The organism is Protofrankia sp. Cj5 (assembly GCF_917627405.1).
GTDB lineage: Bacteria > Actinomycetota > Actinomycetes > Frankiales > Frankiaceae > Protofrankia.
Genome location: NZ_CAKJTO010000034.1, coordinates 20,257 through 46,028, shown reverse-complemented (window position 1 = coordinate 46,028; position 25,772 = coordinate 20,257). Strand labels below are relative to the sequence as shown.

Sequence of the window (25,772 nt, the reverse complement as noted above, 5' to 3'; positions counted from 1 at the left end):
TCAGAGCGTGTGTGAGATCGGGCTTTCGATCAGTGAGCCGCGTCCAGGCGCCGCCTGGCAAGGCGGCAGGCCGAAGCGATACCGGATGAGTTGTCTCGGTGTGGCCGACAACGCGGCCAGGGGGCACCTGGACGCGGCAAGCCGGAATGACGATCTCACACGCGCTCTCAGCGGGTGCTGACGCGGGGCCGCAGCCAGGCGACGGTCTGGCCCAGACCGTCATCAAGATGAACCCGCGGCTGCCACCCGACCAGCCGCCGTGCCTTGCTGATATCGAGCTCGATCCGCTGGAGCTCCCCGGGACGGGACGGGGCGAACTCCGGGACGTCGGCCACCCCGATGATCCCCGCGATTCTGCTGTGCAGCTCCCGGACGGCCGTCTGGGTAGCGGTCCCGATGTTGAGCCGTTCGCCGTCGGCCGCCGCCGCCGAGACCGAGCGGGCGAACGCGTCCGCGACATCACCGACGAAGACATAATCACGGGTGGTCAAACCATCACCGAAAATAACGGTCGGCCGCCCCTCGAGCATCGCCGTCCCGAAGATCGCTACCACACCGGCCTCGCCGTGCGGATCCTGGCGTGGCCCGTAGACGTTGCCAAGCGCCAGCGCGGTCGTCCCCAGGCCGTAGGTCGATCGATACACGGACAGGTACAGCTCGCCAGCGGCCTTCCCAGCCGCGTACGGCGACTCGGGAGCCACCGCGGCGGTCTCGTCGACCGGCAGCCGCCGGGGCGTCCCGTAGATCGAACCACCGGACGATGTATGGACGAACTTCGCGACGCCGGCCCGCCGGCTCGCCTCCAGCATGTTGATCGTTCCAAGCACGTTCAGGCGGGCATCAAGAAGTGGGTCCCTGATACTCACCCGCACATCGATCTGCGCCGCCAGATGCAACACCGCATCCGGGCGAACGCGCCCCACCATATCCACCACTTCAGGCGAGGTGATATCGATCTTCTCGAACGAAAACCGGACATCACCGGAGGCCTGGGCCAGGTTCTCAAGGCGTCCGGTGGACAAATCGTCGATTCCGACGACGTCGTGGCCATCAGCCAGCATACGGTCCGTAACCGTGGAGCCGATAAAACCAGCCGCGCCAGAGACAAGAATACGCACGGCACCACAGCCTAACCACTACGGACTGAACATCAGCGGACAGGCGCCCTACTCGGCGCGAAACTCCGACCTGGCCGCGTCGGCTCTCGCGGCCCGCAAACGCTCCAGTACACTCCTGCGCAGGGCGTCGGGAGCTCGCTCACCCCCGCATCCGCGGGCTACCAGGAGCTTCACCTCGTGCTCCACGCCGAACTGGCGAAGACACGGGGAACATTCGTCCAGATGTGAACGAATCAGATACTTGTGATCAAAATCGATCTCACCGTCGAGATACAGATAGACGGCTTCCAGCACCTTCCGGCAGTCGACAGCATGCGGGTCACCACAGGTCACAATCCACCGCCATCGCCTTCGGAGCGGCCGGCACGCACCAAGCCCCGCTCGTGGGCATAGTGCTCGAGCGAAGTACGCAGGCTGCGGCGGCCGCGGTGCAGGCGGGACATCACGGTACCTATCGGGGTACCCATAATCTCCGCGATCTCCTTATAGGCGAAGCCCTCGACATCCGCAAGGTAGACCGCAATCCGGAAATCCTCGGGCAGCGCCTGGAGGGCCTCCTTGATATCGCTGTCCGGCAGATGCTCCAACGCCTCGGTCTCAGCACTCTTGAGCCCGCTGGACGTATGCGACTCCGCGTCGGCCAGCTGCCAGTCCTCGACCTGCTCGGTCGGGCTCTGCAACGGCTGGCGCTGCCGCTTGCGATAGGTGTTGATGAACGTGTTCGTCAGGATGCGGTACAACCAGGCCTTGAGGTTCGTACCCTCCTGAAACTGATGAAAAGCCGCAAAGGCCTTGACAAAGGTCTCCTGAACCAGATCCTCGGCATCGGCAGGGTTCCGCGTCATGCGCAGCGCCGCCGCATAGAGCTGATCGAGAAAAGGCAGGGCGTCTTGCTCGAAACGGCTGGCCCGCTCTTCGGCAGTCTCTTCGACCAGGACCACTCCCTCGTACCTCGGGTCGTCCGCGGGGCGCCGGCTGACAGGCACACAGCCGACCATTGAAACGGACGATACCTTGCCGGGTGCGGTCACGCGGGCGGAAAAACCACCGAGGGAACCAACGGCCGGCGCGCTGCGACAACGGCCGGGATCGCTCCCGTCCCCGGCGCGCGGCCGCGCGGGGACGACCGGTACCGGCACGGCGCCGCCGATACCGGGGGTGATGCCGGGGCCGGTACCGGACACCGGCCCACTCGCGAACTGAGCAGTCATCAAACCTCCGAGTGGATGTCCCCGCCGACGGGGAACGACGCGACCGCTCGGGGACGAAATGCCCCGGTGAGCAGGCTGTTCGCGTCGACGGCCCGAAGTGCCTTGTAGGTTGCGTAACCGTCCGGCCGGGCGCCGGGATTCCCGCCAGCCGGGCCGGGCCGAGGGCCGCCGTACCAACGGACCACCGCCGAGGCGGCGTGCGGGCCGGCCAGCCCCGATCCCGTGACGCCTCCCGTACGGGCAACAAAACATGGACAGGACAGCCAACACGGCACCATGCATTCAACTACTAATACCACACAAAAACACTACAAAACCACATCCGCGGGCGCGGCGGGAAACCCGTGGCACCCGCTCGCCGGCTATCTCCAGCAAGGGCACGCCGGGAGGGGATCCACCAGCCACGGTCATCGCCGTGACAGATATGCCACTGTTGATCATTCACATCTGTCAGACTTCCCGGGAATCCGTGTGACGTGTTTCGCATCTTCCCCCTTCGAAGGGTAGGAAAGGTCCATGCTGCCCCGCCTCGACGCCGAGCCAGATCAGCCGCGCGGACGAACCACGACCCTCGTCTATGAGGCGCCCGCGGACAGCGATGATCCGTACTGGGCGTTCTACGAGGATGTCGCCGCAACTCAGCTGGCCAGCTGGCTGCCAACGGCACAGATCCGGGTGCTGGACGTCTCCGGCCCACGGACGCGGTTCGCGCGCCAAATGGTCGCGGCCGGGCACGACGTCGTGCGGGTCGTCCCCTCGGTGGACCGGCCGAGCCCCGTGCACGGCCGGGAGCAACTGGGCGGGCCCGCCACCGACCAGGGCAGGTTCCTTCAGGTCGCGGGCGATTCCCGCTCTCTCGACTGGTTCGCTCCGGCAAGTTTCGACGCTGTCCTCGCCGAAGGGCGGACGCTGTCGTTCTGCCTGGCGACCGAGACGACCCTGGAAGAGATCTACCGGATGCTGCGCCCCGGCGGGCGGCTGCTGCTGTGTGTCGACTCGCTGTTGCTCGGCCTTGCCCGCCTCGCCGAACAGCACCGCTGGGCCGAGCTGTCGGACGTGCCGCGGGCTGATGTCGTCCTCGTCCCCGCTGAGGACGGCTCCATCACCCGCTGTTTCTGGCCAGAGGAGCTGCACGCGCTGCTGACCAGCGCGGGCCTGGACGTCGACTGGATCCGGCCGCGAACGGTGCTGTCCGCCGAAGCGGTGACGCGCGCCGTCGCCTCGGATGTGTCCTGCTTCCCCACCCTCGTCCGGACCGAAGTCGAGCTCTCCGCCGAACGCGAGGGCGAGTCCATCGGCATCCACCTTGTCGCCAGCGCCCGCCGCCCCGGCTGACAAAGATCATCCCCAGGGCTTCGGGCACGGCGCCGGCAGCCGCTATCCGCGGGAGGTGGCGTGCGGCATGCTGAGGTGATGACCGCCACCACGGACGTGCCCATCGACCCCTGGCCGGCGCCCAGCGTGGATCGACCGGTCGACGCGACCGTGATGATGCCCGGCTCGAAGTCCGCAACCAACAGAGCGCTGGTGCTGGCGGCGATCTCGGACGGCACGAGCCGGCTGCGCCGGCCCCTACGATCACGTGACACGTTGCTCATGGCCGCCGCGCTCCGCCGGCTCGGGGCTGCTGTCGTCGACGACCACGGCGACTGGGTAGTCCATGGTGAGCTCCCGCTGCGGGCGGCCCAGGGCGCTCTGATCGACTGCGGCAACGCCGGCACCGTCGCCCGGTTCACCCCGGCGCTGGCCACGCTTGCCCACGGCGACCTGGTATTCGACGGCGACCCGCACATGCGTGAACGTCCGCTCGGCCCGCTGCTTGACGCGTTGCGGGCACTCGGCGCGCGCATCGACGGCGACCGGATGCCGCTGACCGTCCACGGACGCGGGCGCCTTACCGGAGGCGAGGTGACGGTGGACGCGTCCGCGTCCAGCCAGCTTGTGTCCGGGCTGCTGCTCGCGGCACCCCGCTACGATCATGGTGTGACCGTCCGCCATGTGGGCTCGCGGCTGCCGTCCTGGCCGTACCTGGAGATGACCGTCGCGGACCTGCGTGCGGCCGGTGCCCTGGTCGAGGTTGATACCGACCGGCGGGCGGGGGCCGCGGGGGCCGCGGTGACGGCGCGCTGGTCGGTCGCGCCCGGCCGGATGCTCGCCCACGACCGCGTCATCGAACCCGACATCAACAGTGCCGCCGCCTTCCTCGCGGCGGCGGCCGCGACCGGCGGTCGTGTTGTTCTCGCCGACTGGCCGGCCGCGACCGTGCAACCCGGCCGGATGCTCCCGGACCTGCTGGCCACGATGGGGTGCGCCGTCACCCGGACAGCGGCCGGTCTCGAGGTACGCGGGCCGCAACGCCTGCGGGGCATCGACGTCGACCTCACCGACTACGGCGAGGCCGCGCCCACCCTCGCGGCGCTCGCCGTCCTCGCCGATTCACCCAGCCGCCTGCGGGGCATCGCGCACCTGCGGCTACAGGAGACCGACCGGCTCGCGGCGCTCGCGGCGGAGCTGGGGCGCCTGGGTGCGGCGATCACCGTGACCGATGACGGGCTGGCCATCTCTCCCGCGCCACTGTCCGGCGCCCGGCTCGACCCACGGGCCGACCATCGGCTCGCCATGGCCTATGCCGTGGTGGGGCTGGTCGTGCCCGGGGTGCTCGTCCACGACATCGCCACGACCGGCAAGACCGTGCCACACTTCGACCGGCTGTGGGCACGCATGCTGGCCGGTACCAGGATGCTGGACGAGACGGTCCGGCAACCATGAAAGCCCGCCGTCGCGGGCTGGAACGGCGCGGGTGAATGCCGCGGGAGCTGGACGAGGACGACGTACGGGTCCGAGCTGGGCGCGGGTCACGGCCACGTACCCGGGAGCGGCCCGACCACGCCGACGCGGTGGCGGCGAGCATCGTCGCGGTCGATCGCGGCCGCTACACCTGCCATGTCACCGGACGGATCGCGGCGACGGCAGCGACCGTGCGGGCGACCAGGGCGAAGGCGCGGGCGGACGATGGGTCGACCGGCCCGCCGCAGTCCACCGGTATCCTGGTCGCCGCCGTCCGCGGCGGCTCGTTACGCCGGACGAGCGTGATCGTCGGCGATGAGGTCGCCCTGGTCGGGGACGTCTCCGGCTCGCCTGGCAGCCTGGCCCGGATCGTCGCGCGAGCTGAACGCCGGAGCGTGCTGCGGCGCACCGCCGACGACACCGACCCCCTCGAACGCCCGATCGTCGCCAATGCCGACCGGCTCATCATCGTCTGCGCCCTCACGGACCCACCACCGCGCACCGGGATGATCGACCGATGCCTGGTCGCGGCCTACGACGGTGGCCTGGAACCGGTGCTCTGCCTCACCAAGGCCGATCTCGCCGACGACGCGCCATTGCGGGAGCTCTACGGACCGCTCGGCCTCCCGGTGGTGACCACCCGGCCGGACAGGAGCGTCGAAGCGCTGACCGCGCTGCTCCGCGGCCGTGTCTGCGTCCTGTTCGGTCATTCCGGTGTCGGCAAGTCAACGCTGGTCAACCGGCTGGTACCGGATGCCGCCCAGACAATTGGCGCGGTCAACGCGGTCACCGGACGAGGCCGGCACACATCGTCCGCGGCCATCGCCCTGCCGATGCCCGGTGGGGGCTGGGTCGTCGACACCCCGGGGGTGCGCTCGTTCGGGCTGGGCGCGGTCCGCGCGGAGCGGGTACTGGCCGCTTTTCCCGATCTGGCTCCGGCCGCGGCCGCGTGCCCGGGTGGCTGTACCCATCAGGCGGGCCTCGCGGACTGCGCGGTCGACCGCGCCGTCGATGACGGGCTGGCGGAGCCCGGCCGGCTCGCGAGCCTGCGCAGGCTCCTTGTCGCCCGCTCCGGTGCCGACCCGGCATAGCGGGGGGGCCAGCCATAGCGGGGCAACGAACCCGCCTGGCACACCAGGCCCGAACTCGGTGGGGATATCCGTCATTACCGGCCGGCGCCCCGGTACGCTCGCCGCGTGACCCGTGCCGCACAGACAGATCCGGATCCCCGCCCCAGCGGCCTACCGGCTAGTAACGTCGAAATCCCGGCGAACCCGGCTGCCGACGACCACCCGGTCACCGATGATCTGGCCCTGGCCCTGGCCCTGGCGGATGCCGCCGACGCCATCACGATGGCCCGTTTTCAAGCTGTTGACCTGCTGGTCGAGGCAAAGCCCGACGCCACTCCCGTGACCGACGCCGACACCGCGGTGGAGGCGATGATCCGGGCCCGGCTGGCGCGGGTCCGGCCCGGCGACGCGGTCCTGGGCGAGGAACAGGGGCTGGTCGGTGAGGCCCGGCGCCGTTGGGTGGTCGACCCGGTGGACGGTACCAAGAACTTTGTCCGCGGGGTGCCGGTGTGGGGGACGCTGCTCGCTCTCGAGATCGACGGTACGGTCGTCGTCGGTGTGGCCAGCGCGCCCGCAATGGGCCGGCGCTGGTGGGCGGCACGCGGTCACGGGGCTCACACCCGGACGGTGGCCGGCGAGATCCGTTCACTGGCCGTGTCAGCGGTGACAGACCTTGCCGACGCCTACCTGTCGTTCGCCTCCATCGAGAACTGGTCGGCGGCCGGTCGGCTGGAGCCCTTCCTCGATCTCGTGGCCGCGGTGTGGCGGACCCGGGCCTTCGGTGACTTCTGGTCGCACATGATGGTCGCCGAGGGAGCTGTCGACCTTGCCTGCGAGCCCGATGTCTCGCTGTGGGACATGGCCGCCCTCCAGGTGATCATCGAGGAGGCCGGGGGCACCTTCACGGATCTCACCGGACGCCCTGGGCCGGCCGGTGGCTCGGTTCTGACAACCAACAGCCGGCTGCATGCCCGGGCGCTGGATATCCTGAACCAGCCTTCCGTGCGGTGACCCGTACCGCGCGCCGTCCGATCGGCTTTGCCCATCGGGGCTCGCCCGCGCTGTTCCAGCGGGAGAACACCGTAGCGGCCTTCCAGCGGGCGTTGGCGGGCGGTGCCGGTGGGCTGGAATCGGATGTGTGGCTCACGGCGGACGGCGTGGCGGTACTGCACCATGATGGCGTGCTCGGACCGCCGGGCCGGCGCCGCCGGCTCAGCGAGACACCGGCCGCGGCGCTCCCGGGGTGGCTTCCACGCCTGGCCGGCCTCTACGCCGCCTGTGGCAACGCCTTCGAGCTCAGCCTGGACCTGAAGGACCCACCCGCCACCGCGCGCCACGCCGTGCGCGCGGTGGTCGAAACCGCCCGCGCGGCTGGTGCGGCGGACCGCCTGTGGCTGTGTGGGGATCTTGACGCGATCCGCTCCTGGCAGTCGATCATCAGCCTGGAGGCGCTGGATGACACGGTGAAATTCGTGAACTCCGCAGCCAGCCGGGAGATCCGCTCCCACCGGGCGATCGGCGGAGGCCTGGAGGCGTACGCGCGACGTGCGGCCGCCGCCGGAGCCACCGTGCTGAACCTGCGTGCCAACGACTGGTCCGCCGCGATGGTGCCGTTGGTGCACGCTCACGGGCTTCTTGCGTTCGGCTGGCATGCCCAGTCGTCCCGAGCCCTGAACCGCCTGCTGGGATTCGGCGTGGACGGTGTCTACTCCGACCACCTCGGCCGGCTTGTACGCGCCACCAACGACGAAGCAACAATCGCGCGTACACGTCACGTGCAGTGACCAAAAAACAACGCCCGATCATCGCCGACAGGAAATAGTCGGCGCAAAATCCAATCACTCAATAAAATCCGAACACAACCGCCAGCACAATCCCCCGCACTGCGCAGAGTGACCAGCTCGACGCATTGGCGTGACCTCGGCCAGGCCTGGTTCACCACCCTGGTTCACCGCGGGTGAATGAGTCCGAGCCGACCACATTCGCATAGCCGAGAGTGCATATTTCATGACTGGCGCCGCTTCGTCGAAACGTTCACTCCTCGGCAGCCACTTTCAGCATCTGCGCCGGAAATCCCGTCCGTTCCGCTACATGTTCGACAGAGTAACCCTGCCGTACCAGGTCACGAGCCTGCTCAAGGGTCCAGCCACGGCCGGGGTCAACCCGGCGAACGACGACCTCACCTGCCTGGCGACGCTCTTCCGGCCAGCTCAGACGCGCACGACGTGCCAACGGTCGACCTCCGATATATCTCTGACTTCAGTTACTACAGCGAGGATAGGCCATATTGGCATGACCGCGCCCGACGAAGTCCACGATAGCGGGCCGCGGTGTCCCAATGCGATAGCGGGTTGGAACAAAGAAGTGGCATCTGTCTCGACGATCCGGCGCGGTAGCCGGTTGAGCGGGATGAAGCGGGTATCATGTGCGGTCAGCGGCGTACGGGTCACGAACCGATCCGCGGTTGTTCGCTCCGGAGAACGTTCCATGGCTCCCAGCCAGTATGAACCTCCCGGGCCAATGGACGCACGGTCATGGCTCTTCCCACAGCTCCGCGGACCTACGGAACCCTGGCTGGGCACCCCGGACGAGGCCGCGCCGAAGATACTGCCCACGATCGGTGGATCCCGGCTCGCCGGCTTCCGTACGCTCGCCGGTGGCGAATCCTCACTTTCCGCCGTGTCTTGTTCACCTCGGCCCACGCGGGACCGGCCCTTCCCCGTGACGGGTGCCGAGCGGCGTGCTCGAAGCCGCGGCCAACGCGCTTTCCTCACCGGTGGCCGCTCTCATCCGCCGGCTCCGGCTTCGGCCCGGCGGCTGCTGCGGGCGACACCCGCTGGAACGCATCAGATCCCGCCACTGGCGAGCCGAGTACGTTGCCGGGCGAGTCGAGGACAAAAACTCCTCCAGCACCGTCCGAAAGCGCTCCGGGTTACTGCGATGCGGGAAATGCCCGGCGTCCGCGAAGATCTCCAAGCGGCTGCCGGGCATCGCCGCGTGCAGGATCCGCGCATGTTCAGGCGGGATCACCGCGTCATGCCCACCCCAAATGATCAGAGAAGGCATTCCGGCCGCGAGGTAACAGCGGTCCAACATCGTGATTGCCTGGCCATGGCCGTCCACGGCGGTCCGCAACGTCCGGAGGAATGCCGCTCGAGCGGTGTCCACATGCAGATCTTCCAAGGTGCGCATGAGGTCGTCGACATCGCGCCCCAGATCGGTGTGCAGCCAGCGCAACGCCCGCGTCACCGCCCAACCGATATGGCGCAGGGATGCCGTGGTAAGCAGTGAGAGCACCGCTCCTGAACCTGGAATCGCCGCGGCCCGCAGCAGCGGATGGATGTCGGAACGCACTCCCCCGGTGGCTACCAGCACCACCCGCTCGCACCGTTCGGGAAACTGATAGGCGAACTGCATGGCCACCCCGCCGCCCAGGGAGTGGCCGACCACCGTCACCCGGTCGATGCCGAGTACCGTCAACAGGTCACGCATTCCGCAGGCGTATCCACCAATGGAATAGTCGCCCCGGGGCTTGTCCGACCGGCCGTGCCCGAGAAGATCCGGCGCGATCACCGTTCGGCCGCGGGCAAGCAACGGAATGAGGTCCGCCCAGGTCTGCGAACTGTCCCCGATCCCGTGGATGAGCAACAACGCCGGTCCGTGCCCGGCACGGATGTAAGCCCGACGATATCCGTGCACGGTTACATACCGTATGACATAGCGGGAGGAGCCGGGTGGGCGTGCCCGCTCCGTTTCCGCGCCGGTCGCGGTGCCGGTAAGGTCATCTGGACGATCCGTGGGCACACGTGCCAGGTCACCCGCAACGCGGATACGAGTTTCGCGCATAGCCGCCCTCCGCCTACTCGTCCAGGCCGGCTGGCGGGCAAACCAGACAGTAAAGCCACCAACCAGGTCCGGAAAACCCGTCTTCGGCCTATTGGTCCCACAGCGCCTCCGGCGGGCGCGACGGGACCAGCATCGCGCCGGCTTCGGCTGGTTGGCACCCTGTGCACCTCGACAACGCGGGGATCACCCTCCCACCGCCTTGAGGACGTGTTCCGGAAGCCAGCTGTCCGGCCCGCCGCGTCCAGGCGGCCCCTGGCCGAACGACGACTTCCGAAACACGCCATAGCGCGACCGGTAACAGGGACATGGCGGCGCGAGGCTGGGGCACGTACCTCGCCGCGTTGTCACCGGTCGTTCGTGGCCGCTCAAAACTCGATGTTGCTCATCACGTGCTTGATCCGGGTGTAATCCTCGAGGCCGTAGACTGACAGGTCCTTCCCGTATCCGCTCTTCTTGAAGCCTCCGTGCGGCATCTCGGCAACCAGCGGGAGGTGGGTATTGATCCACACGCAGCCGAAGTCCAGCCGACGGGCAACCCGCATCGCCCGGGAGTGATCACGTGTCCACACGCTGGCCGCGAGCCCGTATTCGACTCCGTTCGCCCAGGCCACGGCCTCGTCCTCAGAACCGAACCGCTGGACCGTCACAACCGGCCCGAAGATCTCTTGCTGGATCAGCTCGTCATCCTGGCGCAGGCCCGCGATAACCGTCGCCGGGTAGAAGAACCCGGAGCGGTTCAACGGCGCCCCGCCGGTGAGCACCTCGGCATGCCTCGGCGCACGATCCACCATTGCCTGCACGCGGCCGAGCTGACCGACGTTGTTCAACGGGCCGTAGGCTGCGCTCGGCTCGTCCGGGCCGCCGGTTCTGGTCGCTCGTGCCTGTTCGGTCAGGGCCGCGACGAGATCATCATGGACGCCCGGCGCGGTTAGAATCCTGGTGGCGGCGGTGCAGTCCTGCCCGGCATTGAAGTAGGCGGCGCCCGCGATCCCCGCCGCGGCCGCGGCGACATCGACGTCGTCAAAAACGATCACCGGTGCCTTGCCGCCCAGTTCCAGATGGACCCGCTTGAGGGTGCCGGCCGCCGCCTGGGCAACCTCCATGCCGGCCCGGACACTGCCGGTGACCGACGCCATCGCCGGCAGCGGGTGAGCGATCAGGGCTCGGCCGGTGTCCCGATCACCGCACACCACATTGAGGACGCCCGCGGGCAGGAACTCGGCCGCGATCTCGGCGAGCAGCAAGGTGCTGACCGGGGTCGTCTCCGACGGCTTGAGCACCACGGTGTTGCCCGCGGCGATCGCCGGCGCGAGCTTCCACACCGCCATCATCAGCGGGTAGTTCCACGGGGTCACCTGCGCGCACACGCCCACCGGCTCGCGCCGCGTAAAACTTGTGTACCCGGTCATGTACTCACCCGCCGACCGTCCCTCAAGCAACCGGGCCGCACCGGCGAAAAAGCGGATCTGATCCGCGGCGGGCGGAATCTCCTCGGCCAGGGTGAGCGCGATCGGCTTCCCGGTGTTCTCGCACTCCGCCCGGACGAGGTCGTCCGCGCGTTCCTCGATGGCGTCAGCGAGTGTGAGCAGGGCTCTGGCCCGCTCACCCGGTGTGGTGGCGCGCCAGGATTCGAAGGCGTCCGACGCGGCCCGCACCGCCGCGTCCACATCAACCGCGCCGGATACCGGTGCCTCGGCGAAGACCGCTGCCGTGGACGGGTTCACCACGGGCGTCGTCCGCCCGTCCATAGCCGCGACGCTGGCACCGCCGATGAAATTCGTGAGGATCTTATCCATACGCACTCCGCATCACGCCCCTTACCTGGCGAATCCGGCTAATCCAGCTAACTTGGCCAACCTGGCTCATCCGGCTAACCTGGCTGTCCGCCGCCGGTGGTGCCGGCGAGGTCACGGGCCAACGCCGCGAAGGAGTCGAGGTAGCGGTCAACATCGGCGTCGGAGTGCTGCACCGACAGCGTCCACTCCTCCTCCCGGCCCGGAGCCATCAGGACGCCCCGATTGGCGTTGTAGAGCCAGGCGAGCTCCGGCAGAGCCGGATTCTGGAGCGCCATGAAGGACGTGTAGTCGCGGATCGGGGCATCGGCGAAGTGCACACACCCCTTGGAGCCGATGCCGACCGTGTAGCCAGGCAGCTCGTGGCGCCGGAGAATGTCATCGCAGCCGGCGATGAGCCGGTCGCCCAGCCGATCGAGATGGGCATACGCCTCCGGGGTGAGGACCTCCAGCAGGCTGGCCCGGGCAGCGGCCATGACCAGTGGGTTGCCGTTGAACGTCCCCACCTGTTTGACCCGGCCGCAGGCAACGGCCGCCATGATGTCCGCCGTGGCGCCGATGGCCCCGGACGGCAGCCCGCCGCCGAGCGCCTTGGCCAGCGTGATCATATCCGGCAGCACGCCGAAGCGTTCGGTGGCGCCCCCGGCCGCCACGCACAGACCGGTCTTGACCTCATCGAAAATCAATATCACGCCGTGCCGGCGAGTGATGCTCCGGACAGCCTCCAGATAGCCGGGCTCGGGCAGGACCACGCCGAGGTTCATCATGGCCGGTTCCATGATCACACAGGCTGGCGGACGCCCCTCGGCCACCAACGCCTCAATCCGCCGCTCCATGGCCGGGGCGTCGTTGAACGGCACCGGCACAGTCAGATCGATCACTGTCGATGGAATGCCCTCGCCGTAGGCAAGCGACGCCATGTGATCGACGGGGCCGATGTCCTCGTAGGGGGTCCCGATCGAGACCATCACGTAGTCATGATGACCGTGGTAGGAACCGAAAATCTTGACGATCGTCTCGCGTCCGGTCACCGCCCGGGCGATTCGGATCGCATCCATGGTCGCTTCCGACCCCGAGTTGACATAGCGCCACTGCGGCAGCCCGAAGCGACGGACCAGTTCCTCACTAACGATCACCGAATCCTCGGTCGGCATCGCGAAGTGGCTGCCCAGGCCTATCCGCTCACGCACCGCGCGAACAATGGCCGGGTGCGCATGCCCCTGCACCATCGAGCCGAAACCATTGTGGAAGTCGGAATACTCGGTTCCGTCGACGTCCCACACCAGCGAGCCCCGCCCGTGCGTCAGGTAGATCGGCCAGGGGTCGCGGGCCTGGTAGGACGACGGCACCCCACCGGTCATCGACCGCAGCGCCCGGTCGTGCATCGCCCGGGAGCCCGGGGTGCGTTCGGCCAGCCGGCGCTCCTCCTGCCGGGTGAGGGCAGCAGCGCGCTCGGCGATGCCGGCGGGCGCCGCGTATGCCCTCGACTCGGATATCGTCCCGCCCATGTTCCCGCTCCCCTTCCGGTAGCCAGGTACGGAAAGCGTAGCCCGCCCCGGCCACTGACAAGGGAATCCACGGAACACTCGAGCGGGGAAAATGCCGGGCCCGCACCGCGTGTTCCGCTTCGCGCAACCGTGCGACTGCCACCACCCGAGATCCGCTCCTGCCGTTCAGGACCCGATAAGGAAGACTTTGTCCCAGGAACGTAAGCCGAGCGTCGCGAGGGCCGCGCCGGAACCCCTCCTCGACGACATCAACAAAGCAATCATCGAACAGCTCCAGGAGGATGGCAGGCGCTCCTATGCGGCCATGGCCACGGCCGTGGGCCTGTCCGAGGCCGCGGTCCGCCAGCGGGTCCAGCGGCTGCTCGACTCCGGGATCATGCAGATCGTCGCGGTGACCGACCCGCTGCGGGTGGGCTTCCGGCGTGAAGCCATGATCGGCGTCAAGGTGTCGGGCGACGCCCGGGAGGTGGCCGACATCATCGCGGCGCTGCCGGAGGTCGATTACGTGGTGCTCACCGCTGGATCGTTCGATCTCCTGCTGGAGATCGTCGCCGAGGATGATGAGCACCTGCTGTCATTGATCAACGACAGCATCCGCGCGCTGCCGCAGGTACGGGAGACCGAGACGTTCGTGTACCTGCGCTTGGTGAAGCAGACCTACACCTGGGGCGCGCGCTGATCCGAACGGTTACGCACGGACACGACTCAACGCGGGGATGGACGCGCCGCGGGGACAGATACCGCATAGCGTGGACCATCCAGGAAAGGAGCCCGATCACCGTGCACATCACGCCGTCAAGGACCGGTGGCTCCGCCGCTGGTACCGATCCGACCACGGCGCCGTACCCGCTCCTGCACCCCTTTGCCCGCCCGGCGGCAGCCCAGGACTCGTTCATCCGGATCGTCTCCGGCAGGGGCGCGCACGTCGTGGACGACTCCGGCCGGCGCTACGTCGATGCCCTGGCGGGCCTGTGGTACTGCGCGGCCGGGCACGGCCGCACAGAGATCATCGAAGCCGTGACGGCGCAGCTGCGCACGCTGGACGCCTTCCACCTGTTCGAACGCTTCAGCAACCCGCCGGCGGAAGCGCTCGCCGAGCGGCTCGCCGAGCTGGCGCCTATGCCCGCTGCCCGGGTGTTCCTGACCTGTGGCGGATCGGAAGCGGTGGACACCGCCATGAAGATCGCCCGCCTGGCGCACGCCGTCACCGGCGAGCCGGAACGAACGATCATCATCAGCCGATCGCCGAGCTACCACGGCGTGACCTACGGCGGCATGAGCCTGACCGGGCTTCCCGCGAACCAGGCCGGCTTCGGTCCCGGTGTCGGCAACATCGTCCACGTGGGCAAGGACGACCTCGACGCGGTGGCCGACGTCATGGCGAGCAAGCCCGGCCGGGTGGCCGCGGTCATCGCCGAGCCCGTGATCGGGGCCGGCGGCGTGTATCCGCCCCGCCCCGGCTACCTCACGGGCCTGCGGGATCTCTGCGACGCCCACGGCGCCTTCCTGATCATGGATGAAGTGATCACCGGTTTCGGCCGGCTGGGCGGCTGGTTCGGTGCTCAGCACTTCGGCGTCCGGCCTGACCTCGTCACGTTCGCGAAGGCCGCGACCAGCGGCTATCAGCCCCTTGGTGGCGTACTCATCGGCCCCGCGGCGCACGAGCCGCTGCGCCGCCCGGACGTCGTACTGCGCCACGGCGGCACCTATTCCGGGCATCCGGCGGCGTGCGCCGCCGCGCTGGCCAACATCGCCGTCCTCGAGACCGAGGACCTGCCAGGCCGGGCATCCGTGATCGGCGAGCGCCTCGCGGCCGGGCTGCGGGCGGTAGCGAGCACGCACGGTCTCAGCGACGTCCGCGGCCACGGCGCGATGTGGGCGGTGGACCTGCCCGACGGCCCGACCGCCACCGAGATCCGCGACCGGATGCTCGCCCATGGTGTCATCGTCCGCCCGCTCGGCACCTCCACACTGGCCTTCTGCCCCCCGCTGGTCATCGACCTCGCCGACGTGGACCTGCTCTCGGCCGCCCTCGCCGCGGCCCTGTCGGGCCAGTGAGCCCGCACAGCGTTGAGTGGCCGGCGGCTGGTCAGGTTTGGTAGATCGGCTGGAACAGCGCATTCCACTCGGCGGCCTCGGCCCTGTCCAGAACGCGATAACGGCGCAGCCGGGCAAGGTCTGAACGCGTGGGAAAAACCAGCGAGCTGTTGGCCGTGGCGGTCAGCTGGGTCCGCTGGTCGCCGCTGGCCGCGACCGCGTCTCGCAGGATCCGGTCACGCGCGAAGGGGACGGGCGTGATGTAGTTGATCCCCTCGGCGAGCTTCGCGGCGACGTCGGGCTGGTAGGCGAAGTCCATAAAAGTGATCGCATCCACCGGATGGGGCGCGGTGACCGGGATGCACATGCTGTCCGTCCACAGAATCCCGCCCTCGTCCGGAACGACGAACCGCAGGTCCGCCCCTTCGGAATTGGCCTGGAAAATATCACCCGACCACGCCATGGACAACCACACCTCCCCTTTCTTGAGTGGCTCGATGTAGTCCTGCTGGTAGTAGTTGCGGACGATATGATCGGCACGCTGTCTGCGCAGGGCATCGGCGGCTTTGTGCCAGTCCGCCGGAGTGGAGGTCTCCGGCATGATGCCCAGCCCCACCAGAGTGAAGTTCGGGAGATCCCGAACATCTCCGAACATCCCGACCCGGCCCGCAAAGGCCGGGTCGAACAGATCGTTGAAACTCCTGATCTCACGGCCGGTGCGGTTCAGGTCGTAGGCGATCCCCGTGATTCCCGACTGCCAGGCAACCGTGAACGTGTTGTCCCGGTCATAGGACGGGCTCACGACGGTCTCGTCGGCGTTGGCGTAGAAGGTGGGCAGCCGGTTCCTGTCCAGCGGCGCCAGGTAGTTCAGCCGGATGAGCTCCGCGAGCACCTGGCCGTTGGTGATGACCATCAGATCGTGGCCGATCGGACGCCCCGCCTCGAGTAACGACTGGATGCCCGCGTAGAACGACTCGTCGTTGTCGATGACCTCACGGTAGGAAACCGTGATTCCGGTTGTCCGGGTGAACAGATCAAGCGTCGGGTGGCCGTTCTTCTGGCCGGGGAACGTGTCGATGTACAGCGGCCAGTTCGCGAAGTCCAGATGGCCCGCCCTGCTCCGGCCGGCCCAGTAGTCGGTGACGGAGCGTTCGGGCAGGGGGCTCGGCCCCGTCGGCGCCGGTGGCGGAGCCGCCTGTTGCGATCCGCACGCGGCCAGCAGGACGCCGCCGCCCGTCAATATGCCGGCCAGCCGGAGGAGATCCCGCCGTCCAAGGGCGGCCTGGGCACCCGCAGGCCCAGACCGCGGCGCTGCCGGCTGTCGCATCGCCATCCGTGGCCTGGTCAGGCCGCGCAGCAGAGCCGGGTGACATGAATTATTTGGATCATTCCGATGATTTCCAAGCACGTCGACGGCGGACCATTCGGACATCGTTGACATCGTAGCCATCCTTTTGCGAACTGTTGCTTGACAGTCGAACTACCGTTGGCACAAAAAATCAGAACTCCCTTCGCCGACATTCAACTGCGTGTCCGTATCGTCACTATCGGGACCACGGTGTAGCCGGATGTCACCGGAACGACAGCGGGAGTCCAACGGGATCGCGAGGATGCCGCTGGACCGGTCGCGTTCTGGACGCCGGGCCAGGACAACCCCGACCGGCCAACGGGAGTCCAACAAGTGCGTCGGCCAAGAGCAACTCGGTTCGGGAGGAGTGGATGACCATGGCCCTGGTGCGCCACGATCCACATGATGGCGTCCTCACTACCCGGATCGGCCAGGCTGAGATCACCGTCCGGCCGGAACCACCCGCGGCCTCGGGGCAGGCCGCGGTGGTCCTGCTGCGGCTGGACACGCCCATGCTCGACACGATGTCCGCCGCGTACCTGACGCCTGAAGAGGCTCGCGCCCTCGCCGACGTACTGCTGCGATCAGCCGACCTGCTGCGTCCGGCGAGCCCGTGGCACCCCCCTCGGCCCTGAGCTGAGCCCGTTGTGGGCAGGGATGTCCGAATTCGGGTGCGCGTCGTTGGAGGCCAAGGGGCAGCGTTCCGTTTCCTTGGGGTGTCATCCTGGTTAGGTGACTTCGGGGGCGTTTGGTGGGGCTCCGCGCGTGGTGGGTGACGGGCGGACGGTCTTTCTCAGTTACGCGGAAGCGGACGAGCCTTGGGCGGTGTGGGTTGCCTGGCAGCTGCGGGAGGCGGGCTATCGGCCTCGGCTGCAGGCCTGGCACTCGGTTCCTGGCGGGAATTTCGTCGGCTGGATCCGTGCGGAGCTGATGGCAGCGTCCTGCGTCATGGTGATCCTTTCTCCTGCCTATCTGGATTCGAAGTGGTGTAAGGCAGAGCTGAACGCGGCGCTGGTGGATGCGGTTGCTGGGAAGAAGCTGCTGGTTCCGGTACGGGTGGCGCCGTGCGAGGCTCCGCCGCTGTTGCGGGAGATCGGGCGGATCAGTCTTGTCGACCGTTCGGCGGCCGACGCTCACCGTGTGCTGGTCGACGGGTTGATGGCAGCCACGAATGGCGAAGCGGCACCGTCCGCGGTAGCTCCGGGGTATCCGGGGTATCCGGGGTATCCGGGGGCCGGTGATCGTGGGCAGCCGCCGCGTTTTCCAGGGCCGGACAACGGGGAACTGAGACTCAGGCTGCTTGGTCTGGTCCAGGAGGCATGCAAGGAGCGGCACCCCGAAGCGACGGTCCACGGGAGCCACCGGGAGGGGCTGTTTCCCTATGTGGATATGTCTGGGGAACGTGATGGGGAACGGCGGCGGTGGCCTGTTGGGATCAGTGTCAACGCGCCGGACGCGGGGGCGGTCGAGGCGTTCTACAACACGGTCGTACAGGGGACGTACTTACCGCTGGAGCCGTGGCCGGACTCGGAGCTGGTCTACCTGGGTGAGCCACCAGGGGAGGAGGTGCTGCGCCAAGCACGGCGACGGCGGGTCCGGCTGTTCAGCCTCGCCGAGTTCGAGGGCCGGTGGGATCCACGGCGCTATCTGGCCCGCCAGAAGGAACGTCTCGCCGACGATGCGGTGTACCCGCCAGGTCTGTACGTGCCGCAACGGTTCACCGTGGCCCAGGATGCTTTAGGCCGTGCCGTTGGTGACGCCGGCGGGCCGGCGGTGCAACGGGACGTATTCGCGGCGATGTGTGACTGGCTGGATGTGGAGCAGGCCCGGTTCCTGCTGATCCTGGGTGACTTCGGGCACGGGAAGAGTTTTCTGCTGCGGGAGCTGACGCGCCGGCTGCCTGACGAGGTAGCCCAGGTCGCCCCCTTGCTCGTCGAGTTGCGGGCGTTGGAGAAGACGCACTCGGTCGACGAGCTGCTCGCGCTGCACCTGACCAAGCTCGGCGAGCACGGCGTGGACGTGCGGGCCGTGCGGGCCGTGCGGCGGATGGTGGAGCAGGGCAAGGTCGCGTTGCTGTTCGACGGGTTCGACGAGCTGGCGCTGCGGGTGACCTATGACCGGGCCGCCGAGCATTTGCGGACCATCCTGGCGGCGGTGACAGGCAGGGCCAAGGTCGTGCTGACCAGCCGCAGCCAGCATTTCCTGACCGACGACCAGCACCGCACCGAGCTCGGTGACCAGGCGCGGCTGGCCGCGGCCAGCCGCGAAGTACACCTGGTTGACTTCGACGAAGAACAGATCCGGGAGTTCCTCGTTCGCCTGTTTCACCGGCAGGTCGCCGCCGAGGCCGTGGCCGGAAAGTTCGCCCACGGCGACGACGCGGTGTCGGTGGAGGCGGCGCGGCGGGCCGAGGTTCGGCTCGGGCTGATCCGGTCGATCCACGATCTGCTGGTGGGTAGTGAAGCTGCGTCGCTTCGAGATGGGCGAACTCGACGGCGTCGGTTCCATCCGTCGGCTGGAACCGCTGGAGCCCATCCCCGGTCTCGGCCACGCGCCACGGAGCACGGTGCAGGCTCAAGAGCGCACCCAACGCCGGCTGTTGTCCTGGATCCGCCGCCGAGGCGCTCCCTCCTGACGTCCTCCCTGCTCTGAAGGACAGGGATTCCTACCATGCGGCTCATGCCGCACCTCGCGGGCCCTGCTGGGCACCAGGACGCAGGTGCCGAGTAGCGCGGAGAACATCTGGTCAGCCTTCGGTCTTCTTGCGGGCGGCTTTCAGCGCAGCCCGGGTCTCGCCGGGGCTGACGTCGTAGAGGCCGAGACGCTCGGTGTCGGCGACCATGTCAGCGAAGGCGAGATCGGCGGCGTGGCGTTGGCGCCGGCGGTACTCGAGGAGGTCGTCGAGGCGGACCTTGCGGTGGCGGCTGGGCTTCTCGAACGGGATTACGCCGCTCTCCAGCAGCCGAACCAGGGTGGTGCGGGAGATCCGGAGCAGATCGGCGGCTTCCTGGGTGGACATAGTCAGATGGTGCGGGGCCACCGTGACGGCCAGGCCCGCCTTCATTGCCGCGGCGACCTGCACAAGGACGTCGAACATCGGCTCGGGAAGTTCGACGCTGTGCCCGTCCGGGCCGGTGAGCCGAGGCCGCGGGTCGGCGGTCTGCCGGGCGCGGTCGCGAAGCGCGGCCAGGAAGTCGATGATCTCGCCCGTGTCCTCGTCGGGCAGGTACGTCTCGTCGTGGAGCGGTTCGGTTCGGTTCGATGAGGTCATGAACGGCCTCCAAGACGATCGTCGCGATCGACATGCTCGTTTCGCTCGATTCTATGTCGGCGGCTTGCTGCTAGCTATCCGCCGACGGACACCGCGCCCCCAGCGCGAACGATGCACCCGACGTCCGCGCGCCATTGGACCAGCGCGCCGGGACTCTCAGGCTCCGAGTCCAAGCACGGGTGCGTAGTCGCGGCGGCGATCCGGTTAGGTGAGGATCTCGACGCTGTCGATGGCCTGGTCGATCGCGCCAGGGAGCTGGCCGAGCGGGCCGTCGGACCGGTGTCCGAGGCGGGTGAGGAGGACTCGCAGCCGCGGATCGCCGATCGCCTCGATCAGCGCACGGGTGAGGCGTTGCGCGCCGAGCACCTGGATATCGCGGGAATGAAAGCGGCGCGACGCCGGGTCGACGGGCTCGGCCAGTCCAAGCCGGTTCGTGGCGGCGGCGAGGTGACTGGCCGCCGCGCACAGTGCCGCTTCGCGTTCCCGCCACGGCGTCGCACTGAGAGCAGGGCGTGCCCCAGCCCCGCGACGCCGCGTCCCCTATTGCCGGTCGCTCTTAACGTCAAGCTCGCACAATGCGAACCGCTGTCTGGGTCGGCAAGCTCGCCAGCTTCATGATCGTGCCAGCCCGGAGGCGGTTGCGACCAGGCCGGAAGCCGGCCGTGATCCGGCCGCGTGGCCTCATCCGGATGCCCTGGCTCGAAGCCCTCGCGGGCAGGACATTGCCGGACCTGCGGCAGGCGCTCACCCTGCACCGTCAGACAGATATCGGATGGGTGACAGCGCCGGCGACGGTCAGATCGACTCAACGAGGATGTCGGCGCGGTCGAGTGTGGCGGTGTAGGCGGCGAGGTCGTCTGGGTCGCTGGTCAGGATCTGGGCGGGGGCGTGCAGGGCGGCAGTGATGACGACCAGGGCATCGATGACGTCCGGCCGCTTCTTCGTGGGAAGCGTGGCGTCGGCGAGCATGGCCCCTGCCCGTTTGTACGAGTCGAGGGTGAAGGTTCTCGCACAGGCGACGCAGCCGGCGGGGATGCTCGCCGCGCCGCGGATGGGCGGCGTGCTTTCCCGGGTTTGTGGAACGGTGCAGTCTTTCAGATATTGGCTGAAGGCGTGGACCGTTTTCGGGTCCGGTCGCCATGCTTGGGCGAGGACCGGGCCGATGAGAACCGGTCGGTGGGGCGCCGCGCGTAGGCCGTGGTGGAGTAGTCGCGCCGTGGGGTTGTCTCGCAGGAGCGCTACGAGCATCCCGGTGTCGTAGATGACGGTACGGGTGGTCACGCGACGCTTGCGGTATCCGTTCCGAGTGCGCTGGCCAGGACCCGGTGGACGAGGGCCTGTTCGTCCGTGGTCAGGGCGTCGAACGAGGGCGGGTCCGCCTCGGCGAGGTCGGCGGTCTGCTCCAGGGCGTCCTGGTTGCGTGCGTCCAGTGCCGCGAAGGCCGCCGTGGCGGCGTCGTCACGCGCCATCTGGGCGACGGCTGCCGCGATCATGTAGGCGGAGACGTCCATGCCGGCCGCTTCCGCGTGCGTCCTGATCGCGGCCTGGACGTCTGAGGCTGTCGAGATCGTGAACCGGATATTCGGCATGCCGCTATCGTAACACGACGTATTACGTCACCATGGCGAGCAGGCTTGGCGACCGCCGTCGGGGCATTTCAGTAGCATTGACATCACGAATAGTAGGCGGAATCAAGCGGTCAAGGCGACACATGCTTTTCCAGCAGGTCGGCGGAGGGCAGGTGCCGTAGTCCCGCGCCGAGCTTGTGTTCCTTGATCCTTGTTTCGACGTCGGCGCGGCCGCGGAATCACCACTCGACGGCGACGATCCCGTCGGGCTCGTCGGCGGGGATGTTCGTGACGAGGAAGCTGACGGCCCAGCCGTGGTCGGCGACACCGTCGAGCATCAGTTGTAGCTGGCCGGTCGGGATCGTGCGTCGCAGCCGGGAGCGCGGGTCGGTGGAGACCTCGTCGGCGCGGATCTTCACCCGTCGCACGATCGTGTAGGTGCCGGCCGGGGCACCGGCCGGGGCACCGGCCGGGGCGTAGTCGCAGGCGGCGACCTGCGCGCCGCGCATATCGCGGGCGTCGACCCACCGGTCTTCGGGGATGGCGGCATACGCCCGCCACAGCGCCTGGCTGCGCGGCGCGGCGATCGCGAAGTCGCCGCCGGCGACCATGGCGCGCATGAACCCGGCCGAGAAGAAGCGCTGTCACACCGGAACAGTGGCGGCGCGCGCACCGCATCAGGCAGCACCGCCAACGCCCGACGCATCAGGGCGGTCACGAACGGCTGCGGGTCCTGGTTGCCGGCGAGCAGCTGGGCCGCCAGCGTCAGCCCGGTGCGCGCCCAGCTGCTCGCCGGCAACGGCCGGCCGGCCCTCTTCCCGTCGCGGGTATAGGCGACACCGCGCTTCTGACGGCCGTAGACCTCCACGTCGGCCGAGTCGCAGTCCAGCGTGTCAGGCGCCGCGCGCGAACACCTTCGCCGAATGTTGGGTGCGCACCGTCCGCGCCGAGTGCCTGGACTGGACCTTGATCTGGAATCGGCGCCGCGCGGAACAGGTCCTGTCGATCTACGTCGAGCACCATAACACCGCTCGGCCCCACCACCGCCTCGCCCTCGACATGCCCGATCGGCCGGCCTCAGCCGGCGATCCGAGCGGCCCGATCAGACGCGTCGACCGCCTCGGCGGCCTCCTCCACGAATATCAACGAGTCGCCTGATCAAGCACCTGACCAGCGAGATCGCATACTTGCGCCCTTCAGGGTACGGGCAGGTAGCTTGCCGTCCCGGCGCACCCCAGCATCGGCGGCCAGGACGCGGTCGGCACGGGCCGGGTCGACGCCGCAGGGCCGTGGTCTCACGACGGTGCCACGACCGTCGACGAGGCACCTACATCAGCTCAAGCTGGTAACAACTCGGGCATCGATGTAGACATGCGCCAAAGGTTGTCATTAGGGTCGCAACGGCTGGGGGCCCAACCCGTGCGACCTCGCGGTCGCGTAGACACGACAACGGAGAGTTCATGCCCCTGTCCGCCCTCGCGCGACGACGCCGTGCCGCAGCTCGACCATCGCAGCCCCGGCGGCCCGCCGCGGTCATGCTCGGAATTGGCATGACGCTCTGCGTGGCCACCGCGTGTAACCCGATCAAGGTGCCCGCATCCGCGGCTAGCCCTTCGCAGACGCCGACGCCGACGGTTTCGTCGGTAACCACGCAGCCCGCTACCACACCATCGGCCTCCTCGTCGGCCTCCTCGGCTGCCAGTAGCACCCCGGGCGGGGCATCGCCCACCAGTAGCGGCAGCTCGACCAAGACCTTCATGGGCAGCAGCACGGTGCTGGTCGGCGGCTCGATGTCCGACGCCTCGATGTCCGCCGCTCCGTTCGACCTGCAGTACAGCTACGTGCACAGCCAGCCCGCACCTACGCCGGCCGCGTACACGGCGGCGCGCTGCGATTCGGCATGGTCGAACTGGTGGGGGTGCTGGACCGGCCCCACCACCGCACCCGGTACTCAGATCATCGTGCGCGAGAACTCCGTGGCCAAGGCGACCTACCAGGGCAAGGCGCACCCGCAGGGGATGGTCTGGGACTGGTACTCCTTGATCGACGTCGCAGGTATGGCCGGCCTGAGTGAGGGCCCGGACGAGGTCAAGGTCATCAACAACGCCGACCTGCTCGGCAAGTACCTGAACGACTACCGGTTCTTCCTGCAGAAGATCGGCACGTCGCGGGACCTGATCGACCTTGAGCCGGACTTCTGGGGCTTCGCCCGATCGCTGGGCAATCTGCACCAGGTTCCGGCGCAGGTGAGGTCGGCGAACTCGACCGATTGCGGCTCCCAGGAGAACAGTGCCTCGGGCCTGGCCCAGTGCATGATCGCGATGACCCGTAAGTACGCGCCGAACGCCGGCGTGGGCCTGCACATGTCCTGCTTCGACTGGCAGAGCAACATCGAGAAGTGCAAGAGCGACTACGTCGACCTCGGCGCCAACGCCGGCGACTTCCTGGTCACCGACATCTCCGACCGGGACGCGGGCTGGTACGCCCAGCCGGCGCACGGGGGCAAGGACACCTTCTGGACCGACCAGAAGGCCGCCACCGCCCTGAGCTTCTACAAGACGATGGCCGAGGCGGTCGGCAAGCCGGTGCTGCTGTGGCAGATCCCGGTGGGAAACATGGCGCAGAACAACACGCCCAGCCACTACCAGGACGACAAGGTGGACTGGCTGTTCTCGCACATGACCCAGGTGGCCGATGCCCATGTCGCGGCCCTGCTGTTCGGCGCGGGATGGTCCGAACAGACCACGCCCGAGACCGACGGTGGCAACCTGATCAACAAGACGATCGCCTACCGCAACTCCGGAGGCGTCGCCCTCAAGTAGCCAGCACTAGGTAGGCGCTCACCTGCGGCCGGACCCGGTCCCCAACCCCTGTCGGGACCGGGTTCGGCCGCGTTCGTCTCGACCCCGACCGTGTGGGGTCTCACAACCCCGATCCGCCCGGGACTGTCGACTTTCCGGCGGTTCCGGATCCAGGGCGATGTGCCCGTGGTCAGTGCGGCTGGTCGAGTTGGCTGGCGACGAGCGGGAACTCCGTCTTGAGGAGCGTTGTCAGTTGCTCCTGAAGTTCACGCAGCGCGGTCGTGGCGATGCGCCACACGATTGACCAGTCGACGTCGAAGTATGTGTGGACGGCGATGTTGCGGAAGCCTGTGACGGATCGCCACGGCACATCCGGCCAGCGCGCGCGGATCCCGGATGAGACTCGCCCGGCCGCCTCGCCGATCACCAGCAGCTTCTGGAGAACAGCACTCTGGATCAGGTCGCTCGCTGCGAACGTGGCCTCATCGACGTCCTGGACGAACGTCGTCGCGGCCGCCGCCGCTTCGATCATGTCGACGAGATACAGCTCGTCACGCCGCATAGAGGACCCTCGCCTCCGCGAGCACCTGATCGCGGATGACCCACTTCAGCCGGGACTTGGGCACCAGGTCGACGCGACGTCCGACGATCTTCTCAAGCTCGTCTCGGAGATCGACGATCTCGAAGCCAAGCGTCGAGTCGGACGCCAGCACATACAGCAGGTCGACGTCTGAGGAACCGATGTCGTCGCCGCGCGCCACCGAGCCGAAAACGGACAGCTCGGCGACGCCGTAGCGCCGGCACACCTCAGCAATCCGGCTGTCACGCAGGTCGACGGTCACCCGACCATTATCGCCCCCAGACAGGCCACGACCGCACGACTGCGGCGCCCCTCGCGGCGGACATGCTTCGCCACCGGCATGACGTCCTGCACCGAGCCGGAGTACACGACCTTGATCACACCCTTGTCGACGGCGTCGTGGTGCCACTCCGGCCTGAGCTTGACGATCTCGTCGTAGAGGCGGGCGCAGATCTCGCGGGTCGCACCGACGATGAACGCCTTGCCCGGGGAACCGATGAACTTGCGCATCTCCCCCGAGCGGGCCGCCCAGTGCGTGACGATCTCGTCCGCGAGCGAGGCCAGCCGGGCCGGCGCCCTGTACACGGCGTTGATCACGACGACCGATTGCTCGATCTTCGCCCGCTCCACCTCGTCAAGCCCGACCGTGGCCTCGTCGGCGGCTTGGTCGAGGTCTTCCTCGCTGACGTCCTTGGCCAGGGCGACCTTCGGCAGCCGCGGTTCGAAGTAGACGGGGACGGTCGCCCCGTCCTCGACGGCCCGGGTCAGGTCGTAGATGTCGATGTAGTCGCCGAGTAATGGTTCAGCGGCGTGAACGGGGTGCCGTAGCGAGCG

Annotated in this window: 28 protein-coding genes and 1 pseudogene; 12 read left to right on the top strand and 17 right to left on the bottom strand. The window is 68.2% G+C overall.

Going from position 1 to position 25,772, the window contains the following annotated elements; genetic code table 11:
* Nucleotides 1-181: hypothetical protein (locus MJ777_RS09915; RefSeq protein ID WP_239375464.1), on the top strand; the 181-nt coding region annotated here is incomplete at its 5' end.
* Here MJ777_RS09915 and MJ777_RS09910 read toward each other — a convergent pair.
* From MJ777_RS09910 to MJ777_RS09895, 4 genes are all read right to left on the bottom strand, one after another.
* Nucleotides 168-1,118: a GDP-mannose 4,6-dehydratase gene (locus tag MJ777_RS09910; RefSeq protein WP_239310121.1), complete on the bottom strand. Its 951-nt coding sequence runs from the start codon at nucleotides 1,116-1,118 to the stop codon at nucleotides 168-170. The genes MJ777_RS09915 and MJ777_RS09910 overlap by 14 nt on opposite strands.
* Nucleotides 1,119-1,166: 48 nt before the next feature.
* Nucleotides 1,167-1,451 carry a mycothiol system anti-sigma-R factor gene (gene rsrA, locus MJ777_RS09905; RefSeq protein WP_239310122.1) on the bottom strand — a complete coding sequence of 95 codons (285 nt, stop codon included), beginning with the start codon at nucleotides 1,449-1,451 and terminating at the stop codon, nucleotides 1,167-1,169.
* Nucleotides 1,448-2,257: a sigma-70 family RNA polymerase sigma factor gene (locus tag MJ777_RS09900; RefSeq protein ID WP_370652687.1), complete on the bottom strand. Its 810-nt coding sequence runs from the start codon at nucleotides 2,255-2,257 to the stop codon at nucleotides 1,448-1,450. Before MJ777_RS09900 ends, rsrA begins: the two co-directional genes overlap by 4 nt.
* 71 nt (nucleotides 2,258-2,328) lie before the next feature.
* Nucleotides 2,329-2,607: a hypothetical protein gene (locus MJ777_RS09895; protein ID WP_239375454.1), complete on the bottom strand. Its 279-nt coding sequence runs from the start codon at nucleotides 2,605-2,607 to the stop codon at nucleotides 2,329-2,331.
* Nucleotides 2,608-2,845: 238 nt separating this feature from the next.
* Between MJ777_RS09895 and MJ777_RS09890 the strand changes: the two genes are divergently transcribed.
* The 5 genes from MJ777_RS09890 to MJ777_RS09870 all read left to right on the top strand — a co-directional run bounded on the left by MJ777_RS09890 (nucleotide 2,846) and on the right by MJ777_RS09870 (nucleotide 7,970).
* The gene (locus MJ777_RS09890) at nucleotides 2,846-3,664 is read left to right on the top strand and encodes a methyltransferase domain-containing protein (protein ID WP_239310124.1); all 819 of its coding nucleotides are present in this window, start codon (nucleotides 2,846-2,848) and stop codon (nucleotides 3,662-3,664) included.
* A gap of 78 nt (nucleotides 3,665-3,742) precedes the next feature.
* Nucleotides 3,743-5,098, top strand: a complete 1,356-nt coding sequence (aroA, locus tag MJ777_RS09885; protein WP_239375452.1) for a 3-phosphoshikimate 1-carboxyvinyltransferase — start codon at nucleotides 3,743-3,745, stop codon at nucleotides 5,096-5,098.
* 35 nt (nucleotides 5,099-5,133) lie between these two features.
* Nucleotides 5,134-6,207, top strand: coding sequence for a ribosome small subunit-dependent GTPase A (gene rsgA, locus MJ777_RS09880; protein WP_239310125.1), 1,074 nt, complete (start codon nucleotides 5,134-5,136; stop codon nucleotides 6,205-6,207).
* A gap of 171 nt (nucleotides 6,208-6,378) precedes the next feature.
* The gene (gene hisN / locus MJ777_RS09875; protein ID WP_239310137.1) at nucleotides 6,379-7,197 is read left to right on the top strand and encodes a histidinol-phosphatase; all 819 of its coding nucleotides are present in this window, start codon (nucleotides 6,379-6,381) and stop codon (nucleotides 7,195-7,197) included.
* Nucleotides 7,194-7,970 (top strand): glycerophosphodiester phosphodiesterase, encoded by a 777-nt coding sequence (locus MJ777_RS09870; protein WP_239310126.1) that lies wholly within the window; start codon nucleotides 7,194-7,196, stop codon nucleotides 7,968-7,970. The genes hisN and MJ777_RS09870 overlap by 4 nt, the downstream gene beginning before the upstream one ends.
* Nucleotides 7,971-8,220: 250 nt before the next feature.
* On the opposite strand, the gene MJ777_RS09865 is transcribed toward MJ777_RS09870, so the two are convergent.
* The 4 genes from MJ777_RS09865 to MJ777_RS09850 all read right to left on the bottom strand — a co-directional run bounded on the left by MJ777_RS09865 (nucleotide 8,221) and on the right by MJ777_RS09850 (nucleotide 13,333).
* Nucleotides 8,221-8,418 carry a hypothetical protein gene (locus MJ777_RS09865; RefSeq protein ID WP_239345848.1) on the bottom strand — a complete coding sequence of 66 codons (198 nt, stop codon included), beginning with the start codon at nucleotides 8,416-8,418 and terminating at the stop codon, nucleotides 8,221-8,223.
* 456 nt (nucleotides 8,419-8,874) lie between these two features.
* A complete protein-coding gene (locus MJ777_RS09860) occupies nucleotides 8,875-10,032 on the bottom strand; it encodes an alpha/beta fold hydrolase (protein WP_239310127.1) in 1,158 nt (385 codons plus the stop codon).
* A gap of 365 nt (nucleotides 10,033-10,397) precedes the next feature.
* Complete coding sequence (locus MJ777_RS09855) at nucleotides 10,398-11,828, bottom strand: gamma-aminobutyraldehyde dehydrogenase (protein ID WP_239310128.1); 1,431 nt, start codon at nucleotides 11,826-11,828, stop codon at nucleotides 10,398-10,400.
* 74 nt (nucleotides 11,829-11,902) lie between these two features.
* Nucleotides 11,903-13,333 carry an aspartate aminotransferase family protein gene (locus tag MJ777_RS09850; protein ID WP_239310129.1) on the bottom strand — a complete coding sequence of 477 codons (1,431 nt, stop codon included), beginning with the start codon at nucleotides 13,331-13,333 and terminating at the stop codon, nucleotides 11,903-11,905.
* Between the two features lie 187 nt (nucleotides 13,334-13,520).
* Here MJ777_RS09850 and MJ777_RS09845 point away from each other — a divergent pair, with 187 nt between their 5' ends.
* Together MJ777_RS09845 and MJ777_RS09840 are read left to right on the top strand one after the other, a co-directional pair.
* A complete protein-coding gene (locus MJ777_RS09845; protein ID WP_239310130.1) occupies nucleotides 13,521-14,012 on the top strand; it encodes an Lrp/AsnC family transcriptional regulator in 492 nt (163 codons plus the stop codon).
* A 101-nt stretch (nucleotides 14,013-14,113) separates the two neighbouring features.
* Nucleotides 14,114-15,391, top strand: a complete 1,278-nt coding sequence (locus tag MJ777_RS09840) for an aspartate aminotransferase family protein (protein WP_239310131.1) — start codon at nucleotides 14,114-14,116, stop codon at nucleotides 15,389-15,391.
* A 31-nt stretch (nucleotides 15,392-15,422) separates the two neighbouring features.
* On the opposite strand, the gene MJ777_RS09835 is transcribed toward MJ777_RS09840, so the two are convergent.
* On the bottom strand, nucleotides 15,423-16,811 hold the full coding sequence (locus tag MJ777_RS09835; protein WP_239375450.1) for a spermidine/putrescine ABC transporter substrate-binding protein: 1,389 nt from the start codon (nucleotides 16,809-16,811) through the stop codon (nucleotides 15,423-15,425).
* A gap of 284 nt (nucleotides 16,812-17,095) precedes the next feature.
* On the opposite strand from MJ777_RS09835, the gene MJ777_RS09830 reads away from it, so the two are divergent.
* A complete protein-coding gene (locus MJ777_RS09830; RefSeq protein ID WP_239345858.1) occupies nucleotides 17,096-17,353 on the top strand; it encodes a hypothetical protein in 258 nt (85 codons plus the stop codon).
* A gap of 130 nt (nucleotides 17,354-17,483) precedes the next feature.
* On the top strand, nucleotides 17,484-19,370 hold the full coding sequence (locus MJ777_RS09825) for a toll/interleukin-1 receptor domain-containing protein (RefSeq protein WP_239375448.1): 1,887 nt from the start codon (nucleotides 17,484-17,486) through the stop codon (nucleotides 19,368-19,370).
* 94 nt (nucleotides 19,371-19,464) lie between these two features.
* On the opposite strand, the gene MJ777_RS09820 is transcribed toward MJ777_RS09825, so the two are convergent.
* The 5 genes from MJ777_RS09820 to MJ777_RS09800 all read right to left on the bottom strand — a co-directional run bounded on the left by MJ777_RS09820 (nucleotide 19,465) and on the right by MJ777_RS09800 (nucleotide 22,177).
* Complete coding sequence (locus MJ777_RS09820; RefSeq protein ID WP_239375446.1) at nucleotides 19,465-19,989, bottom strand: helix-turn-helix domain-containing protein; 525 nt, start codon at nucleotides 19,987-19,989, stop codon at nucleotides 19,465-19,467.
* A 204-nt stretch (nucleotides 19,990-20,193) separates the two neighbouring features.
* Nucleotides 20,194-20,355, bottom strand: coding sequence for a hypothetical protein (locus tag MJ777_RS09815; protein WP_239341829.1), 162 nt, complete (start codon nucleotides 20,353-20,355; stop codon nucleotides 20,194-20,196).
* A 429-nt stretch (nucleotides 20,356-20,784) separates the two neighbouring features.
* Complete coding sequence (locus MJ777_RS09810) at nucleotides 20,785-21,270, bottom strand: hypothetical protein (protein ID WP_239375444.1); 486 nt, start codon at nucleotides 21,268-21,270, stop codon at nucleotides 20,785-20,787.
* A complete protein-coding gene (locus tag MJ777_RS09805; protein ID WP_239375442.1) occupies nucleotides 21,267-21,578 on the bottom strand; it encodes a hypothetical protein in 312 nt (103 codons plus the stop codon). The genes MJ777_RS09810 and MJ777_RS09805 overlap by 4 nt, the downstream gene beginning before the upstream one ends.
* A 218-nt stretch (nucleotides 21,579-21,796) precedes the next feature.
* Complete coding sequence (locus tag MJ777_RS09800) at nucleotides 21,797-22,177, bottom strand: hypothetical protein (protein WP_239375440.1); 381 nt, start codon at nucleotides 22,175-22,177, stop codon at nucleotides 21,797-21,799.
* On the opposite strand from MJ777_RS09800, the gene MJ777_RS22695 reads away from it, so the two are divergent.
* Both MJ777_RS22695 and MJ777_RS09790 read left to right on the top strand, forming a co-directional pair.
* On the top strand, nucleotides 22,098-22,715 hold the full coding sequence (locus MJ777_RS22695; RefSeq protein WP_370652686.1) for an integrase core domain-containing protein: 618 nt from the start codon (nucleotides 22,098-22,100) through the stop codon (nucleotides 22,713-22,715). The genes MJ777_RS09800 and MJ777_RS22695 overlap by 80 nt on opposite strands.
* A gap of 614 nt (nucleotides 22,716-23,329) precedes the next feature.
* A complete protein-coding gene (locus MJ777_RS09790) occupies nucleotides 23,330-24,379 on the top strand; it encodes a hypothetical protein (RefSeq protein WP_239375436.1) in 1,050 nt (349 codons plus the stop codon).
* A 169-nt stretch (nucleotides 24,380-24,548) separates the two neighbouring features.
* Here the strand turns inward: MJ777_RS09790 and MJ777_RS09785 are convergent, their stop codons facing one another.
* From MJ777_RS09785 to MJ777_RS23060, 3 genes and pseudogenes are all read right to left on the bottom strand, one after another.
* Nucleotides 24,549-24,890 carry a DUF86 domain-containing protein gene (locus tag MJ777_RS09785; RefSeq protein WP_239375434.1) on the bottom strand — a complete coding sequence of 114 codons (342 nt, stop codon included), beginning with the start codon at nucleotides 24,888-24,890 and terminating at the stop codon, nucleotides 24,549-24,551.
* 19 nt (nucleotides 24,891-24,909) lie between these two features.
* Nucleotides 24,910-25,200: a nucleotidyltransferase family protein gene (locus MJ777_RS09780; RefSeq protein WP_239311850.1), complete on the bottom strand. Its 291-nt coding sequence runs from the start codon at nucleotides 25,198-25,200 to the stop codon at nucleotides 24,910-24,912.
* Between the two features lie 44 nt (nucleotides 25,201-25,244).
* Nucleotides 25,245-25,736 (bottom strand): annotated as a pseudogene (locus tag MJ777_RS23060) (DEAD/DEAH box helicase); the annotation flags it as partial.
* Between the last annotated feature and the right edge of the window lie 36 nt (nucleotides 25,737-25,772).